This window comes from Terriglobales bacterium (assembly GCA_035454605.1).
GTDB lineage: Bacteria > Acidobacteriota > Terriglobia > Terriglobales > Acidobacteriaceae > DATMAB01.
The window spans coordinates 21,813-37,894 of the sequence record DATIGQ010000189.1; the positions used below are offsets into that span (position 1 = coordinate 21,813).

The 16,082-nt window shown below is 63.4% G+C and carries 15 protein-coding genes; 4 read left to right on the plus strand and 11 right to left on the minus strand.

What is annotated here, in order from left to right; all coding sequences use genetic code 11:
• Positions 1-11: 11 nt before the first annotated feature.
• Together VLE48_13370 and VLE48_13375 are read right to left on the minus strand one after the other, a co-directional pair.
• Positions 12-1,052, minus strand: coding sequence for a tetratricopeptide repeat protein (locus VLE48_13370; GenBank protein ID HSA93998.1), 1,041 nt, complete (start codon positions 1,050-1,052; stop codon positions 12-14).
• Positions 1,053-1,111: 59 nt separating this feature from the next.
• A complete protein-coding gene (locus VLE48_13375; GenBank protein ID HSA93999.1) occupies positions 1,112-1,471 on the minus strand; it encodes a cupin domain-containing protein in 360 nt (119 codons plus the stop codon).
• A 135-nt stretch (positions 1,472-1,606) separates the two neighbouring features.
• On the opposite strand from VLE48_13375, the gene VLE48_13380 reads away from it, so the two are divergent.
• Positions 1,607-2,110 carry a hypothetical protein gene (locus VLE48_13380; GenBank protein ID HSA94000.1) on the plus strand — a complete coding sequence of 168 codons (504 nt, stop codon included), beginning with the start codon at positions 1,607-1,609 and terminating at the stop codon, positions 2,108-2,110.
• Positions 2,111-2,117: 7 nt separating this feature from the next.
• Here the strand turns inward: VLE48_13380 and VLE48_13385 are convergent, their stop codons facing one another.
• The 3 genes from VLE48_13385 to ligD are packed head-to-tail and all read right to left on the minus strand — an operon-like array spanning position 2,118 to position 5,373.
• Entirely contained in the window at positions 2,118-2,393 is a 276-nt protein-coding gene (locus VLE48_13385) for a hypothetical protein (GenBank protein ID HSA94001.1), read from the minus strand.
• Between the two features lie 10 nt (positions 2,394-2,403).
• Positions 2,404-2,811 (minus strand): peptide-methionine (R)-S-oxide reductase MsrB, encoded by a 408-nt coding sequence (gene msrB, locus VLE48_13390; GenBank protein ID HSA94002.1) that lies wholly within the window; start codon positions 2,809-2,811, stop codon positions 2,404-2,406.
• A gap of 45 nt (positions 2,812-2,856) precedes the next feature.
• Positions 2,857-5,373 carry a DNA ligase D gene (gene ligD / locus VLE48_13395; protein ID HSA94003.1) on the minus strand — a complete coding sequence of 839 codons (2,517 nt, stop codon included), beginning with the start codon at positions 5,371-5,373 and terminating at the stop codon, positions 2,857-2,859.
• Between the two features lie 77 nt (positions 5,374-5,450).
• Here ligD and VLE48_13400 point away from each other — a divergent pair, with 77 nt between their 5' ends.
• Positions 5,451-6,299, plus strand: a complete 849-nt coding sequence (locus VLE48_13400; GenBank protein HSA94004.1) for a Ku protein — start codon at positions 5,451-5,453, stop codon at positions 6,297-6,299.
• A 93-nt stretch (positions 6,300-6,392) separates the two neighbouring features.
• The gene (locus VLE48_13405) at positions 6,393-6,827 is read left to right on the plus strand and encodes a hypothetical protein (GenBank protein ID HSA94005.1); all 435 of its coding nucleotides are present in this window, start codon (positions 6,393-6,395) and stop codon (positions 6,825-6,827) included.
• 38 nt (positions 6,828-6,865) lie between these two features.
• Here the strand turns inward: VLE48_13405 and msrA are convergent, their stop codons facing one another.
• From msrA to VLE48_13420, 3 genes are all read right to left on the minus strand, one after another.
• Entirely contained in the window at positions 6,866-7,339 is a 474-nt protein-coding gene (msrA, locus tag VLE48_13410; GenBank protein ID HSA94006.1) for a peptide-methionine (S)-S-oxide reductase MsrA, read from the minus strand.
• An 81-nt stretch (positions 7,340-7,420) separates the two neighbouring features.
• Positions 7,421-8,704 carry a GGDEF domain-containing protein gene (locus VLE48_13415; protein HSA94007.1) on the minus strand — a complete coding sequence of 428 codons (1,284 nt, stop codon included), beginning with the start codon at positions 8,702-8,704 and terminating at the stop codon, positions 7,421-7,423.
• 98 nt (positions 8,705-8,802) lie between these two features.
• Complete coding sequence (locus VLE48_13420; protein HSA94008.1) at positions 8,803-9,960, minus strand: FAD-dependent oxidoreductase; 1,158 nt, start codon at positions 9,958-9,960, stop codon at positions 8,803-8,805.
• 58 nt (positions 9,961-10,018) lie between these two features.
• On the opposite strand from VLE48_13420, the gene VLE48_13425 reads away from it, so the two are divergent.
• On the plus strand, positions 10,019-10,690 hold the full coding sequence (locus VLE48_13425; protein HSA94009.1) for a tyrosine-protein phosphatase: 672 nt from the start codon (positions 10,019-10,021) through the stop codon (positions 10,688-10,690).
• Here VLE48_13425 and VLE48_13430 read toward each other — a convergent pair.
• The 3 genes from VLE48_13430 to VLE48_13440 all read right to left on the minus strand — a co-directional run.
• Complete coding sequence (locus VLE48_13430) at positions 10,656-14,027, minus strand: FG-GAP-like repeat-containing protein (GenBank protein HSA94010.1); 3,372 nt, start codon at positions 14,025-14,027, stop codon at positions 10,656-10,658. The two genes, VLE48_13425 and VLE48_13430, sit on opposite strands and share 35 nt — an antisense overlap.
• 241 nt (positions 14,028-14,268) lie before the next feature.
• The gene (locus tag VLE48_13435) at positions 14,269-15,705 is read right to left on the minus strand and encodes an amidase (GenBank protein HSA94011.1); all 1,437 of its coding nucleotides are present in this window, start codon (positions 15,703-15,705) and stop codon (positions 14,269-14,271) included.
• Between the two features lie 92 nt (positions 15,706-15,797).
• A partial coding sequence (locus tag VLE48_13440; protein ID HSA94012.1) for a trimethylamine methyltransferase family protein occupies positions 15,798-16,082 on the minus strand: 285 nt, incomplete at its 5' end.

The window sequence follows — 16,082 nt, forward strand, 5'->3', positions numbered from 1 at the left end:
GGAGCCACGCATCATTCGCGAACCCGTCCCGTAGCCATTCCGCCGGTCTGCTCTTGCTGCGCCTTGAGCTCCTGGAAGCGTGCGAGGTGCTGTTGCGCTTCTTCTGTGCGGCCGGACTTCTCCAGCGCGCGCGCCAACTGGAAGTGCGCGCTGGCGTCGTTGGGGTCGAGTTCGAGCGCCCGGCGCAGCGCCACAATCGCTTTCTCTGTCTCGCCCAGGAGCAGCAGAGCTTTGCCCAGATCGTAGTGCGCAGCCTGGTTGGAGGGATCGAGCGCAACCGCTCGCTCCAGATGCTGCACGGCTTCGTTCCATTCGCCCGATTCGAGCAGCGTATGCCCCAACTGATAGAAAACTTCGGGATTGTCCTGTCGCGCCGCCAGCTCCTTCCGGTATTCAGCGATAGCCTCCCGGTTCCGGCCCAGGGCACCGTAGGCGAAGCCGAGATGGTAATGCCCCAGTGGCAGCCGCGGATCGAGCGCGAGCGCCTTGTGGAACACGCGGATGGCATCGAGGGTGCGGTTGGAATTGAGATAGGCCCGCCCCAACAGAACGTGATCCATCGCCGAGCGCGGGCTCAGCGCGATGACTTTCTCCAGTTGCTCGGCGGCGGGCGCATACTGCCGTTCCGCCAGATACACGAGCGCGAGGTCGTGATGAATGTCAGCGCTACGTGGTGCGAGACGCGCTGCGTGTGTCAACTGTTCGAGAGCCGGCTGATTCCTGCCACTCTGGAATAGCGCCAGCCCCAGCAGGTGGCGAAGGCCGGGATCCTGTGGCCAGCGTTCGACCGCTTCAACGCCCAGCACCGCACCCCGGTCGGGGCGCCTGCCCTGCAGGTAGGCAAGCAGCAGCGAGCGGGTAATCTCGCGGTCAGCCGGCGCCAACCCGTGTGCTTCTTCGAGTTTCGCTACGGCTGCTGTAACGTTACCCCCTTCGAGCGCCCGTCGCCCCTGGGCCGCGAGTGCTGCGGCGCTTTGCGCACCTGCCAAGGGGCACATGACGAGGGCGGCAAGAATCGTAACGAAGGTCACCCGAGGGGCACTGCGAGCCATCGGCTAGAACTTACAGCAACGCGTGGGGCCGAGCAACCGCCGCATTGACCTGTCTTGCCTTATTTCTGCGCTTCCCGCAAGTAAGCATCGTCACCCTGTAGCCAGTCGGCGCGCGGAGGACTGAAGACATCGAGGACGATCGTATCCTCCACCGCCTCCGCCGCGTGCGGCTGGTGGGGCGGGATGCAGACCACCTCGCCGGCACGCACAATCACCTCCCGCCCCGAGAAAATAAGCTTAAGAGCGCCCTGAAGGACGCTGGTGAGCTGCTCATTGATGTGGCTGTGCTCGGGAATCACCAGGCCCTTGCGCAGCGAGAAGCGGGCCAGTGTCACGTTCTGCGCGGTGACGAACTGGCGCTCCAGCCTAGGATTAAGGACCTCAGGTTTGATGTCGCTCCATCGAATGTAGCGTTCCATATTCTCCTCAACTTCTGTCATTCCAACCATCATCACGATCAGCGAACAAAACACAAGAGCCACTGAACAATGGCGGCTCGTTTCGACGTTAGCTCCCTGTGCGTTAGAATCACGAGGGAGAGATACCGATTGGCAATGGGAACGCTGATTGTTTCAATCCTGCTGGCTATCTTGCCGCTGATCATGGCCGGAGTGCTGTTGGCCAGGGTCGAAAGATTTACGGTAGACGGTTTGTTCACCAGCCTCATTCTGGTGGCCATCTCCGGCATCTTTGGCCTCAATGCTCTCCTGGACCTCCGCCAGAAGGGATTGCTCCCGGCTCGCCTCGCCGGCAAGAAAGAACAGGATGGCTCGAAGAGTACGGCGCGCTCGACGTCGGCCTCCGTGCCTGTGCACATGGCGGCTTCGGTGGAGGGAGTCCACACGGTTCGAGCTCGAGTGGAGAACGTCCTCTACTTCGAAGCGCCGATCGGCCAGCCGAACAAGTCCGTGGTTACGTTGGCACGCGACAGCGCCGGCCATGAGCAGATGACCTTTGCCGGCGACATGCGCAACGCGTTGCCCAAGGGCAAGCGCCTGGAGATCCGGTTCCGTACCACGGGCGAGTACAGTACGCTCCTCGAGGCGCGCGAAGCATAGTGGGTGCTCAGCGCTGCTTCTCGCGCTCCCGCCTGCCGCAAACAACGCCGGCTTCGTAGTCTGCCCTTCCTCTGGGATCAACGTTTCCGGCACTCTTTCGGTCTTCGAAGCCATCACGAAAGCCCCGCTTGAATACTTCATAGGATGGGGTGTGAATCAGCTCCCAGTTGCTGATGGTACGTCCGTCCGGCCCACGGTAGACCACCTGCTCGCCTCCGCCCAGGATCTCGAACCCCTTGTCGCGGAGATAGCAAATCCGAACCAGTTGAGGCAGGTCGATCACCCCGGCGGGATTACTCCTCGTCCTCTTTTCTCTCCAGCTTCAGTGCGGCCGAATTGATGCAATAGCGCATCCCGGTGGGCTTGGGGCCGTCCGGAAAGACATGGCCCAGATGGGCGTCGCAACGGCCGCACAGGACCTCTGTGCGCCGCATGAAAAAACTGTCGTCTTCTTCGGTGTCCACGGCTCCTTCCGAGGCCGGACGAACGAAACTAGGCCAGCCGGTGCCGGAATCGAACTTGGCATCGGAGGTGAACAATTCCGCGCCGCAGCAAACGCACCGGTACACGCCGTCGTCATGGCAGTCGTAGTATTCCCCAGTGAAGGCACGCTCGGTGCCCTTGCGCCGCGTCACCTCAAACTGCTCCGGAGTAAGGATCTGGCGCCACTCGGCGTCGCTCTTCTCGATCTTGTCGCTCATGCCATGCTCCTCAGATTCATCCTACCGGCCGTTGATTCCCGGCCGCTACTTGGCGGTCTTGCCTCGTCCCCCTGCGGCGGCGTGGACCAGCTCCGCCAGCTTCTCGAGCGGCTCCTCGAGACGCTGCAAGTCGGTCAGCACTGGCCGGAAGATATCCCCCAGCCGCTGGAACCGGTCCAGCACATTGCCCAGGTGGAACCGTTCCGGGGAAAGACCCGCCACCACTTCCCGCCACGCCAAAGGCGTCGCTACCGGCGCACCGCGATAGGCGCGCAACACGTAGGGAGCGGAAATCGTCTTGCCCTCGCCATTCTGCAGATGGTCAAAGTACACCTTGCCCTTTTCACGGCGGGAGACCACTCGCGGCGTGGTGAAGAGATCGGGCCTTTCGCTCGCCACCAAGCGCGCCAGCACCTCTGCGAAGGTCCTGGTTTGCTCGAAGGTGTAACCCGGCTCGACCGGCACATAGATGTGCATGCCATCGCCGCCCGTGGTTTTTGGATATCCTTCCAGCCCGACCTGGCCCAGCCGGCGGCGGATGACCTGCGCGGCCTCAACGATGCGGTCGTAGCCACAATCACTGGGATCGAGGTCGATCAGAATGAAGTCGGGCTGGTCAATCGAGCCCACGCGGCTCATGGTCGGGTTCTGATCGATGCAGCCCAGATTGGCCAGGCACAGAAGACTGGGTCGGTCTTCGCAAAGTACGAAACGAGTGGGCTCTTTACCATCGCTGAAAGTTACGGGCTCGACGCGCACCCAGTCCGGGATACCGGCCGGCGCCTCCTTCTGGAAGAAATGCTCGCCTTCGATACCGTCCGGATAGCGTTTAAGGGTGAGCGGGCGGCCACTCAAATGAGGCACCAACAACTCCGCGACGGCGTCGTAGTAATTGCTGACGTCGCGCTTGGTGTAACCCTCACGCGGATAAAAGACCTTGCTCAGGTGAGTGAACTTGAGCCGGCGGCCCTCGACCTGCAGCGTGATCTCTTCGGGCCCGCCTGCCGGCAAAAGCGCGGCCTTCGCCGGCGCAATCGTCTCCGCAGCGACCCGAGTTTCTTCCCGCACGCACTGATCCGGCGGCACGTCCGTCCGGATGCCCAGGAACACCGGTGCGCGCAGACGTCCCTCCGGGGTCCAGGAGGCGAACTTCACCGTGCACACGACCTCCGGCCGGACCCAGCTGACTCCTTTCAACGCTTCTGGAGGCTCGTGCAGTGGGCTCCGCTTCTCCACCAGGGGTTCGAGCAGGCGAGCGACAACCTCCAGCGTCTTGCCGTCGAAACCGGAGCCCACGTTGCCCGCCCACACCAGTCTGCCCTCGTCAAAGTAGCCCAGCACGAGCGAGCCAAAGGGCTTGCGCTCGCCTTCGAGCATGCCGCAGATGACGAATTCCTGCTGGCTCTGCACCTTGAGCTTGAACCAATCGGAACTCCGCCGGTGCTGATAAGGGCTGAGGGCGCGCTTGGCGACGATGCCTTCGAGACCAGTCCCGCGCGCCGCCTGCATGAGTTCGGCGCCATGTCCCACAAAATGCTCGGAGTAATGAACGGGGCCACCGGGCCGCAGAATGCCGGAAAGCACGCGCTTGCGCTCGACCAGCGCCGCGGCGCGCAAATCAACCCCATCGCAGTACAGCAGGTCAAAAGCGAACAGCGTGATCGGCTGCGAACGCGCCAGCTTAGCGGCGGCGCTGGCACCCGCCATCATGCGCGGCTGCAGCAACGAGAAGCTCGGCCGGCCGTTCTCGTCCAGGGCGACAATCTCACCGTCCAGGATGGCGGACTCCGCACGCACCCACGGCCTGAGGTCCCTCAACTCCGGATATTGCGCGTCCATCGAGCGCCCGGTGCGCGAGACCAGGTGCACCTTTCCGCCCTCAAGGAAGCACAGAACGCGTACGCCGTCCCACTTGACTTCGTAGATCCACTCCGCGCCCTCCGGCAAGGTTTCGGCGATCACGGACAGCATGGGAGTGACGCTTCGAGGCATCGGCGCCGTTACGGCGCCGGGGATGCTGGCCAAGTCTTCCGGCGCGCTGGCCACGCTGCGCAGGTCATCCTCGGCGTCCCATCCTGAACGGGCGGCGAAATCCTTTTTCTTGATGAGCAGCCACTCATTCTTCTTGCCGCGCCCTTTCATCCGCACCAGGGCAAAATCGCCCATCAGCTTCTTGCCATGCAGCTGGAACTTCAGGTCGCCGCGCTCCCACTGCTCGGCCGGGGGCTTGTCCCCGAGCCATGTGTAGGTGCCCCGATCCCACAGCAGAACGCCCCCGGCTCCGTAGTTGCCCTCCGGGATGGTGCCTTCGAATTCGCCGTATTCCAGCGGGTGGTCTTCCACCATCACCGCCAGGCGCTTCTCACCGGGGTCGAGCGTGGGGCCCTTGGGAACCGCCCAGGACCTTAGCGTACCTTCGTACTCCAGCCGAAAATCGTAATGAAGCCGACGGGCCGTATGTCGTTGAACATAAAAGCGGTTCCCGGTCGCCTCGCCACCCGAGGGACGCGGCTCCGGGGTCTGCTCGAAAACCCTTTTCCGCAGGTATTCATCTAGTGACATGGGGTAATCTTGAAGCGCTGGGATGGGTATGATATAGGCTTAACTTCCCCCGAAGACCCCCGGTTCCCTGAGGTTACATGGCCAGTACGGTTTGGAAAGGGCATCTCACGTTCGGTCTGGTTTCGCTTCCTGTCCGATTGTACAGCGCGGCGCGCAGCGAAACCGTCAGCTTCAACCAGCTTCATAAGGAAGACCACTCGCGGGTGAAGAACGTGCTGTACTGCGCGCTGGAGGACAAGCCCATCCCGCGCACCGATGTCGTCAAAGGCTACGAGTATGAGAAAGACAAGTACGTAGTGGTCGCAGACGAGGACATCAAGAAGGTCGCCCCCAAGACCGCCAAGACGATGGAGATCGTGGAGTTCGTCAAGTCGGCCGAAGTCGACCCGCTGTACTATGAAAGCTCCTACTACATGGCGCCGGAAGAAGCCGGCGAGAAGCCGTACGCGCTGCTGTTCGAGGCGCTGCGGCGCACCGGCTACGCGGCTCTGGCCAAAGTGGCCATGCACAACCGTGAGCATGTCGTGATTCTGCGGCCGGGTGAGAAGGGCATCCTGATGCACACCCTGTACTACACCGACGAGATCCGCAAGGTGGATGAGTTCCGCACCAACTCCTCCCTGGTCAAGGAGAAGGAACTGGATCTTGCCATCAATCTGATCGAGTCGCTGGCCGGACCCTTCGAACCCACGAAGTACAAGGATGACTATCGCGATAATCTGAAAGGGCTTATCCGGGCCAAGGTCGAAGGCCACGAGACCGTGGAAGTGGCTGCGCCCGAGCGGCTGGCCCCAGTAGTGGACATCCTGGAGGCCCTGAAGATGAGCCTGGCGCAAGCCAAGAAGCCGGCTCGTTCGGCGGCGGCGGATGGGGCGAGTCCGGTCGAAGCTGAAGCCCCGGAACGGGCACGCAAGGCACGCAGATAGAAGCGGCGCTCTGCTCGCTGGATCGCCGATCTCCGGGCAGTAAGAATCCTCCCCGTAGGCCGTACGCCGTCATTCGACGGAAGGAGGCCGCATATGTCTGACCGCAAATACCGGCAGCGCGGCTACATGGACCGCTCCGAAGAACGGAGCGCTCCGAAGGAAAGACCGAAGAAGAAAGAAGAGACGTTCGGACCACGAGCGCTCCAAATGCCCGGCAAGCGGGCCATCTCCCGCTGCGCCCAATGCGGCGCCATCCTAGGTCCTGAGGTGGATCCCCGGGGCCAATGCCCCAAATGCGGGGCAGCCCTGCATGCGTGCAAGCAATGTTCGTTCTTCGATCCCGGCAGCCGGTTCGAGTGCTCCAAGCCCATCACGGAACGCATCGCCCAGAAGGACGCGCGCAATGACTGCCAGTTCTTCGAGTTACAAGTGCGCGTGGAGCGTGAAACCGGAGCCGGCCCCGCCTCAGTCTCGAGCGGCAGCCCCGACGATGCCCGCAGGGCCTTCGACAACCTCTTCAAGAAGTAATCGCAGCTTGGGTCGCCGTGAGAGCGGCCCACTAGTGCTCAAAAGTGGCAGGCCTTCGCGCCGCGCTTCTCCAGGTAGCGCTGGTGGTATTCCTCCGCGCGGTAAAAGGTCGACGCGGGCTCGATTTTGGTCACGATAGTCCGAGAGACTCGGCCGGACTTCTGCTGCTTCTCCTTCGACGCTCGCGCCCCGGCTTCCTGCTCCGGTGAATGGAAGAAAATCGCCGAGCGGTACTGCGATCCATAGTCCGGCCCCTGGCGGTTCAATTGCGTCGGGTCATGGATCTTCCAAAAGACATCGAGCAACTGGTCATAGGAAACACGAGCCGGATCGAACGTGACCTCGACCACTTCCGCATGCCCGGTCTGGTCCGTGCATACATCGTGGTAGGTGGGATTGTCGTAGTGCCCGCCCGAATATCCCACCTGCGTGTCCACCACGCCTGCCACTTCGCGAAACGCCGCCTCGATTCCCCAAAAGCAGCCGGCCGCAAATGTCGCCTTTTCTGTCATTGAAATCACTCCGGAAAGATGCCAAGGATAAGATGCAACACCGGCCGCCAAGTTGCGGCCTGATAGTAGCGCGGAGATGGCCTAGGTTCCGACCGGTGCCTGTTGACGAGGACGATCGATCGGTCGAGAAAGTCCGGCTACTTCCACCCGGTTACGGCCCGCCGCCTTGGCGCGGTAGAGAGCCTTGTCAGCCATGCGCACGACATCCTCCGGCTGTTTGAGCTGGGCGCTCGCGGCGGCCAGGCCGATGCTGACCGTCACCGACGTCCTGCGCGGCCCGCTGGGCGCCCCACTCCGCGCCCGTGTGCCGCAGCGGCGCTCCTTTCTTCTCCTGTGGCTGCGGTCGGGGCCGCGTACATTGAAAGTCGAGTGGGCGATGATCTTTCGCAGATCCTCCAGGTGCGGGTACGCTTCGCGCAGTGAACGCTCCGGAAACACGACGACGAACTCCTCACCGCCATAGCGGAAGGCATCGCCACCGCCCGTCACCTGCGAGATGCGAGCAGCGACCATTCGTAACACCTGGTCGCCGGTGTCGTGCCCGTATTCGTCGTTGAAACTCTTGAAATGATCGATGTCCAGCACCGCAATGCTGTAGTGGCCACCGAGCTGTTCGAGAGCCCGCTGCAGCGCGCGCCGGCCAGGAAGGCGGGTGAGTTCGTCGTGATACGCCAGCCGGTAGGAAGTCTCAACCACGCTCACCACCAGCACCAGCGCTGCGGTAGCCAGGTAGGCGGTTGCCACCTTGCCGTTCCCCATGGTGCGCACCGCCAGGAACGCTGCCCCAATGGCCCAGAAGAACCCGATGTCCTGGGGATGCCGCAGGAGCAGATAACGCAGCAGGAGCATGAGGACTGCGGCCAGGAAGAGAAACAGCGGCACCTGCGGCACATGCGCCCACGCGAAGAGTTGCGGGGCTAGGAGAGGCTCGCGCAGCACATCCAGGCTGGCCGCCAGTTCGGAGCGAGAAACCACCGAGACCGCTCCCGCCTGCGCCAGCAACAGGGCGGCTGGCACCCCGACCGACTCCAGCCGGAACGCCAGGTCGTCGGCAAACGCCAGCAGGACCAGGTTGATGGGGAGCAGTACGGCCAGCAGGTCAAACATCGCCGGGGCTCCTCCGGACTGAGCAAAGGACATGCCCCGGTCCACCAACAGCATCACCAGGAACGCCAGGAATGCCCGCCGGGCCTGGAATCGCCAAGCCAGGAGCGCGCCGGCCGCCAACGTGGCGTAAAGATAGAAGTCCGCCACCGCCGCCGGCGGGGAAACCTCCCTTCCCTCGAGCAGCGCCATCGCACACAGCACGATCAGGCCTCCAGGAAGCAGGAAGGACAGCAGTGCTTTCCCGGGCCAGGAACTCAAGGGTGAGCCTCCAAGTCTGTGTACTGAATGGTAATTATGGAATTCTGCGAGTGAATCCAGGAATAACTACAAGGGTTCGGACGACCGCCAACGGGTAGTCACAGAACCGCAGTCTCTTCGATCATCCGCCCTTCGGCAAACCGCTCCAGGTTGAGCAGCTTGGCGTCCACCACGTCCGTCTTTCCCGTGAGGATCAGGTCGGAAACAATCTTGCCGGTGGCTGGGGCGTGCATCACCCCATGTCCGCTGAAGCCATTGGCGAAGAACAGGCCTCGGACGCCGGATGCAGGTCCCAGGACGGGATGATGGTCGGGAGTCATCTCGTACAAACCCGCCCAGGCGCGCTTGGGATTCACGGCCACTTGCTCGAAGCAGGGCACTCGGTCCGCGGCGCGCGTCAGCACCTTTTCGATGAAGTTGGGATCGAAGTCGGTCTTGAATCCCGGCGTTTCCTCCGGATCGTTCCACGCCAGCAGGAAACCGAGAGCCTCCGGGCGAAAATGAAAGCCGTTGGACATGTCGATGATCATGGGCGCGGTCCGGGGGAAGGCGTCGAACGGCTCGGTCGGCACCAGCATGCGGCGCAACGGCTCGACCGGCAGGTCCACCCCCGCCATGCGGGCCACTCCCGCGGCCCACGCTCCCGCCGCGTTCACCACCGTGCGCGTCCCGACCGGACCGCGTGTCGTCTCTACGCACGAAACGCCATCTCCATTACGGGCAATCCCGGTCACCTCGGTATCCCGCCATAGGCGCGCTCCTTGTTCGGCGGCGCGGGTCATGAAGCCCACCATGGCACTGTAAGGGTCCACGAATCCGTCCGTGGAGCAGAAACTGCCGCCGCGAATGTCATCCGAGCGCAGTTGCGGGTACATCCGCGTGATGTCGTCGGCGGAGATCAGCCGCGCTGTCTTCAAACCCAGCGCTACCTGACGTTCATAGTTGGCGCGCAAGTAACTCAAATGTGCGTCGCTGGTCGCGGCGAACAAATACCCCTGCGGCCGGTAACCCGAAGGATGCCCCAGCCGCTCCTCGAACGAGGCGTAGAACGGGATGGAGTACAGCGACATCTGGATGTTGACAGGGGTCGAGAACTGGGCCCGCACGCCGCCCATGCTCTTGCCGGTGGAGCCCTTGCCCTGATGGGTTTCCCGCTCGATCACCAACACATCCCGGCATCCGGCTTCCGTCAGGTGATAGGCGATGCTCGACCCGACGATTCCGCCGCCGATAATGACCACTTCCGCCGTGTGCACTGTGGGACTCGCACTCGCAGGGCAGCATTGTAGACGAGCACGAAGATAGAATGTCTGAGTGTCAACTTCGAGACATATCGCAACCGCTTTCGTCCGCGCGCGGACTCGACGTCACCTGCTGACCTGGACAACGGTCGCGGCCTTGTTCCTCGGGCTGCCGGTTCCTCAGCTCAACGGCCAGCAGGCGTCTCCGCCTGCCACCAAGGCCGCGGCTCCGGCCGTCAAGCTGAAGGAGCCCGGTCTACCCAATCTCGGGCGTGTCAACGAGCGCTTGTTTCGCGGCGGCCAGCCGGAAGAGAAAGGATTTGACACACTCCGCCGGCTGGGCGTCGAGATCGTCGTTGACTTCAACACCAGCCAGGATGCGATCCGCAAGGAGCGCACCGAGGTGGAGTCGCGCGGCATGCGCTACCTGAGCATCCCCTGGAGCGCACGATCACTTCCAAGCAAGGAGCAGGTCGAGGAGTTCCTTCGTCTGACGCGCAATCATCCGCGCACCACGATATTCGTGCACTGCCACCGTGGCGCGGATCGAACGGGTGTGATGGTGGCGGCTTATCGCATGGCGTTCGAGGGATGGACTCCGGAGCAAGCCCTGGCTGAGATGGAACAGTTCAAGTTTCACGGCTTCTGGTACCGGCACCTGAAGCAGTACGTGCGTGACTTCCCCGCCCTGCTGCGTTCTGATCCCGGCTTCATCTCGGCCCTCTCCCCGGCTTCGTCGCACTAGTTGGCTTCTCATACCGGAAGCGCAGGCTGGGCGGCGCGGTGCCCCGGTCCAAGCGCGTGTTGAAGTTGAGCAGATACTCGAGCGCCGCCGCGTCATCCGGGAAGGCCTTGGATGCAGGATAGGGATACGTCCCCATGCCGTGGAACGGCAGTGGATCCACGCTGTACGCGAGCGCAGCGTAAAAGTCCATGTCCTTGGTGAAGCCGTCAGCGTAAAAGAAGTAGTCGCGCTTCCACCCTTGGGGCAGCGGTGGCAGGCCGGCCGGATCAAAGTCCAGCGCCACCTGGTCGCCTGAGCCCATCACCACGAATCGATCCTCGGCCGCAGTCAGGAGTTCATGTACTTCGCCGTAGCGCGTGAAGCTGCCCAGGTGGCGTGCGTACGGCCCCGTCGCGCTCACCTGGGCGTAATCAAAGCGCACGTTGCCTGTGGGATGCCCCTCGACCAGACGCGGGTATCCCAGGTACGCAAGCTCGGCTCGGGCCAGTGGAACCTCGTTCAGACGCACGGGAGGTGCATCGCTCGTGCGATCGATCAGGATCTGGTCCCAGTAGATGGAGAGATTGGTACGGATGCGGATGCGCCGTGCCCCCGCGGGAAGCTTCCCGGAGAGGTCCGCAATCATGGTGCGCGCCAGTCCCGCCGGAAAACCCATTTCATCGACCACCTTCACCCAATGCCCGCCGGCATCGAGCGCCTCGACGTAGGGGACGATAGCCTGCACGCCCGCCTGATCCGCCGCATAGGCTGACGTCGGCGTGAAGTAGTCGATATATCCGGTCATGATCAGTCGCAGCGGTCCGGCGGTGTACGGCTCACCCAGATCCAATTCCAGGCTGTGCAGCTCGGCGAAGCCGCGGAATGCCTGGCGCGCGAAGCTGTCCACATAACGCTGGTCAGTCTGTTCGACCAACGGCAACACATTGTGCCCGCGGTCATCCCAGGCGCCCGCCGGTGGTCGAGCCCCACGGGAAGCAATCACCCGGAATTCCGGAAACGGCGGCCCAATGCGGAAGTGTTCGTTGGGATGAACCTCCACGCCTTCGGGATGATCCACGGCCAGCAGGCGGACCTGGTCGAGATAGACGGTCTCTTCCATGGGCTCGACGAAGCGAAAGCTCAAGCGTCCCTCGCGTGGCCGGACGCGCTCGCCGCCCACCTTCACGTACTCGGTTGGGTCCGGGATGTTCTGCTCTCCCGGCGCCACCCAGTGCCCCAGGACTCCGGCGCCCACCATGTCCGTCACGAATTCGTAGCGTTCACCGTTCCAGGCAAACAAGACCGGGCAGGAAGAGCCTCGCCGGTCGATCTCATCCACGGTCACCGAGCGGCCCGCCACGAACTGGATTTCATCCTGCAGGACGCCGGTGGGCCACAGCATGCGCACGATGTCAGCGCGGCGCTCCCGCCCCAGGCCGGCCAGGATCTCCGGTGCGCTCTGCCCCAGGTACCCGGACGACGAGCCGATCTCCCATTTCTGCCACTGGGTTCCGGCGAATACCTCCACCTTGGTGCCCACCGCGCTCTTGTTGTCGTTCAGGCCTCGAAAGGCCAGCCGCAACCAGCCGTTGCGATTGCCGCCGTCGTTTCGCAAAAGGACCGCCGGGCCGTTGTTCTGCGTAATCAACAGGTCGCTGTCGCCGTCGCGATCATAGTCGGCTGCCAGAACCGCACGAGGGCTCGACAGTTTCAAGCCTCTAAGCGCGGTTGCGCGTGTAACGTCTTCGAAACCTTGAGTTCCTTTGTTCCGCAGGACCTTGAGTTCCCCGCCGCCGTTCGATTCGCCGGCGGCCACCAGGTCGATCCAACCATCGTTGTCGTAATCAACCGCCGCCACTCCCCAGCCACGCCGCCAACCCGTCTCAGGCAGCGCAACCATCTCGAAGGACTTCCCCTTCAGATTGCGCCACAAGCTAAGTCCGGGCGCTTGCGTATGGGTGAATGCGAGGTCCATCCAGCCGTCTTTGTCGAAGTCAAATACGACGGCCCCCACCGCCGGTCCGGGCATCGCTTGTGCCCAAGGCTGCTCGGCACGGAACTTCCCTTCCCTTGGATTCAGGTACATGGTCGGCGCCGGGCCGGTGCCGGTCACCACCAGGTCCACGGCGCGGTCGGAATTCAGGTCCGAGAGAACCGCTCCAAAGCTCGGATTCTCGCCCGCCAGCCCGGTCTGCTCGGTGCGCTCCGTGAAAGTTCCATTGCCATTGTTACGCCACAGGACGTTACCCATTGGCGCAGCGAGAGGAACCGGCTCGGAATTCGCCGGGTCGCTTACCGTCTGGAATCGCGCCGCATAGAGATCCAGGTCTCCGTCGTGGTCATAGTCCACGAAGGTCACACCCAGGAACAGGCCCTTGGGCTCTGAATGAGAGGCTTCGCCGCCTGCCTCAAGGCCCGCCTTGGCGGTAACGTCTTCGAATTTCGCGCCCAGGTTGTGGAACAAGCGAACGCCGCCCCGGAAGCTCACGGCCAGGTCCGTTTTGCCATCATTGTCGAAGTCACCAGCCGTACAGGACATGGCCTGCCCGTCAGTCCTGAGTCCCGCGGTCTGGGTCGCATTCACAAACCGTCCCGGCGCTACGTTGTGATATAGCGCGATAGCGCTATCTCCGCCGCTGTTCAGCAGCGCGAGATCCGGTCGCCCATCGCCGTCGTAATCGAAAAAGCACGCGCCGGACCCCAGTTCCTCATCTGACCCGGTCGGGGAGCTGCGATGTGTGAACCGCAAACCGGTCGCTCGCGCAACCGGCGCAAAGCGAACCGGGACGGCTGCAATCGGCGTCCTCCGGACCCCGCCGATTTCTTCTGCCAGCGAGTAGCGCCCCTGGTCTCCGTACGCCAGGCTGATGGGAGCGCCCAGCTTTTCCTGCGTGATCCGCTGGAATCGCGCCAGGTGTTCCCGCGCCTGCTCGGTCTGACCGCGACGCTGCAAAGCACGCGCCAAGCCGAACTCCGCCGAAGCATGGAAAGGGTTCAGTGCCAGCGCCCGCCCATACGCCGCGATGGCGTCGCCGTAGTTCTCCAACTGCGTGGCCATCCAGCCTAGGAAATATTGGGTGTCCGCGTCGTCCGGATCGAGCTGTGCCGCTCGGCCGAAAGCCTGTAGAGCAGCCTCGGACTCTCCCTGCTGGCGGAGCAGCAGGCCCAGGTTGTACCAGGCCCGCACACTTTCCGGATGCGACCGGGTGATCTCTTCCAAGATGGCTTTCGCCCGATCGAACTGCTGCGCGTTGTACCGCGCTATCCCCTGGTTGAGCCGCGCCACCCACAGCCTTCGATCCAACGCCGCGGCCTGCTCGAACTGCTGCAGGGCCTGCGCGAAGCGCTGCTGGTTCATATATGCGGCGCCCAGGTTGTTGGCCCTGACTGCCGCGGCGGAGTCGCGCGTTGTCTCGGTGCCCTGAGTTGTGGAGAACCCCGGAGTTTTCTGGGCCGCGAACCGAGGCGCACCCAGGAACAGCAGTAGGACGAGTGCTGGCAGCGAACGGAGGAACCAACGCGGTGGGCTCATGCTCTCCCGCAGACTAAACTGCCCGGATGGGCGACTTCAACTGCAGCCGCTCGTGCGCGAATAGCCCTTAGGGGCTCTCGTGGAACATCGGTGGCCCCTGAAAACCGAACGCCCTGTCGAGAACAGCCGCGACCGCCAGCGTCTCCTCCTCTTCCCACGGCCTCCCCACGACCTGCACACCGATCGGCAGACCTTCGGCAGAGCGGCTGACCGGAACCACCGCTGCCGGATTCCCCAGGGCGTTGAAGTACTCGGCATAGGAAAAGGCATCGCGCTCACGGCCGAGGTATTCCACTGTCGTTCCACCGATCGTCCAGCGGCGCTCACCATGGCGGAAAGCCGGAATGGCGCACACCGGACAGAGCAGCACGGGAAATTGGCGCATCTGCGCCAAAAGTTGCAGCCGCAGCACATCTCGCTCCAGCCACGCGTTCAAGAGGTCGGCAGCGGTGAGCGGAGGTCTTGTCCCGATCGATGCCAGGAGTTCTTTGAGGATGGGGTGCTGATCCGCTTCGCGCCCGGCGACCAGCGGCCCCAGCACCATCTGGCCGCAGCGGCCGAACATTACGTTCCACGGCCGGCGCGCCTGCGGCAAGACGTCCGGCCGGAAAGGCACGACGTCGAAACCCTGCTGGCGCAGCGCGTCGGCTGCCGCGCGGACCGCAACTCGCGTTTCGTCCGTGACGGGAACGCAACCGTCGTCCTCGAAGTAGCCGACACGAAGCTCGCGTGCGTCATTCTCGCTGACTCGCCGCAGCGGGACCGGTGCCGCGCTGGTGTCTCCCCAGTCCGCTCCCGCCATCGCCTCGAACATCAGTCGGACGTCTTCGATGGTCCGCGCCATCGGTCCTACCACCCCCAGCGGCGCAAAAGGCCCCAGAGATTCCGGGAAGTGTCCGGTGGCGGGCACCCGGCCGGGGGTAGGCTTGAGCCCGCAGATGCCGCTGAAATGTGCCGGCACGCGAATGGAGCCTCCCCCGTCGGAACCTACCCCGGCGGCCGAGAGCCCCGCCGCGATGGCAGCCGCCTCGCCGCCGCTCGAGCCACCCGGCGTACGTTCCAGGTCCCAGGGACTGTTGGTGCGCCCGTACAGCAGGTTGTCCGTCTCCCACGCCATCAGGAACTCCGGAACGTTGGTGGTACCCAGCACCACCGCCCCAGCGGCCTTCAGGCGCGCCACCAGAGGCGCATCCTGCTGGGCCACATTGCCGGCGCGTATCTTCGTACCCGCTTCGCAGCGCAGCCCGACGACGTCAATCGAGCTCTTGATGCTTACCGGAACACCGTGCAGCGGCCCCAGCTCGTCACCGCGCATCGCCGCCTCCTCAGCTGCTTGCGCGGCCCGGCGCGTTCCCTCCACGTCCATCGAGACGAAGGCGTTCAATTGCGGATTCAGGCGTTCGATGCGCGCTAGGTGCGCGTCGATCAGTTCTACCGACGATATTTTGCGGGCGCGCACCTGCTGCGCCATGGTGGAAGCAGACAAACGGGTCAGGTCAGACATGCCTTCGAGGTCCGACAGAAGAACGCGGTGAGAAACACGTCCTCTCGCGGCCAGCCATTGTCGCCGAACGAGCGGTTTCCGTGCAATCGAAGCTAGATTCCCGGCAAACTGTGCAATCCTGCCTTGCCTGCTCGCCTGCGCACGACGTCGAGTAGATGCTCCTCCACATCTGCGGCCATGCTGGGTCGCGCGTAGCTGGCGACAAGCTCGCTCACACGTTCACGGGCACGCGCGAACATATACTTCCCGCCGGATTCCCTCCACCGGCTGAGTGGCTCACGATCGATCGTTGGCGACGGCAGATATTGCTCGCTGCGGAAGAGCCGTCGCGTTTCCGGCAGCTTCAGGAAATCGGTCTGGTGCCCGGCGGCGCGGAA

Coding starts and splice junctions, on each gene's coding strand:
- VLE48_13370 (HSA93998.1), bottom strand. CDS start 1,052: ATGGCTCGCAGTGCCCCTCGGGTGACCTTCGTTACGATTCTTGCCGCC.
- VLE48_13375 (HSA93999.1), bottom strand. CDS start 1,471: ATGGAACGCTACATTCGATGGAGCGACATCAAACCTGAGGTCCTTAAT.
- VLE48_13380 (HSA94000.1), top strand. CDS start 1,607: ATGGGAACGCTGATTGTTTCAATCCTGCTGGCTATCTTGCCGCTGATC.
- msrB (HSA94002.1), bottom strand. CDS start 2,811: ATGAGCGACAAGATCGAGAAGAGCGACGCCGAGTGGCGCCAGATCCTT.
- ligD (HSA94003.1), bottom strand. CDS start 5,373: ATGTCACTAGATGAATACCTGCGGAAAAGGGTTTTCGAGCAGACCCCG.
- VLE48_13400 (HSA94004.1), top strand. CDS start 5,451: ATGGCCAGTACGGTTTGGAAAGGGCATCTCACGTTCGGTCTGGTTTCG.
- VLE48_13405 (HSA94005.1), top strand. CDS start 6,393: ATGTCTGACCGCAAATACCGGCAGCGCGGCTACATGGACCGCTCCGAA.
- msrA (HSA94006.1), bottom strand. CDS start 7,339: ATGACAGAAAAGGCGACATTTGCGGCCGGCTGCTTTTGGGGAATCGAG.
- VLE48_13430 (HSA94010.1), bottom strand. CDS start 14,027: ATGAACCAGCAGCGCTTCGCGCAGGCCCTGCAGCAGTTCGAGCAGGCC.
- VLE48_13435 (HSA94011.1), bottom strand. CDS start 15,705: ATGTCTGACCTGACCCGTTTGTCTGCTTCCACCATGGCGCAGCAGGTG.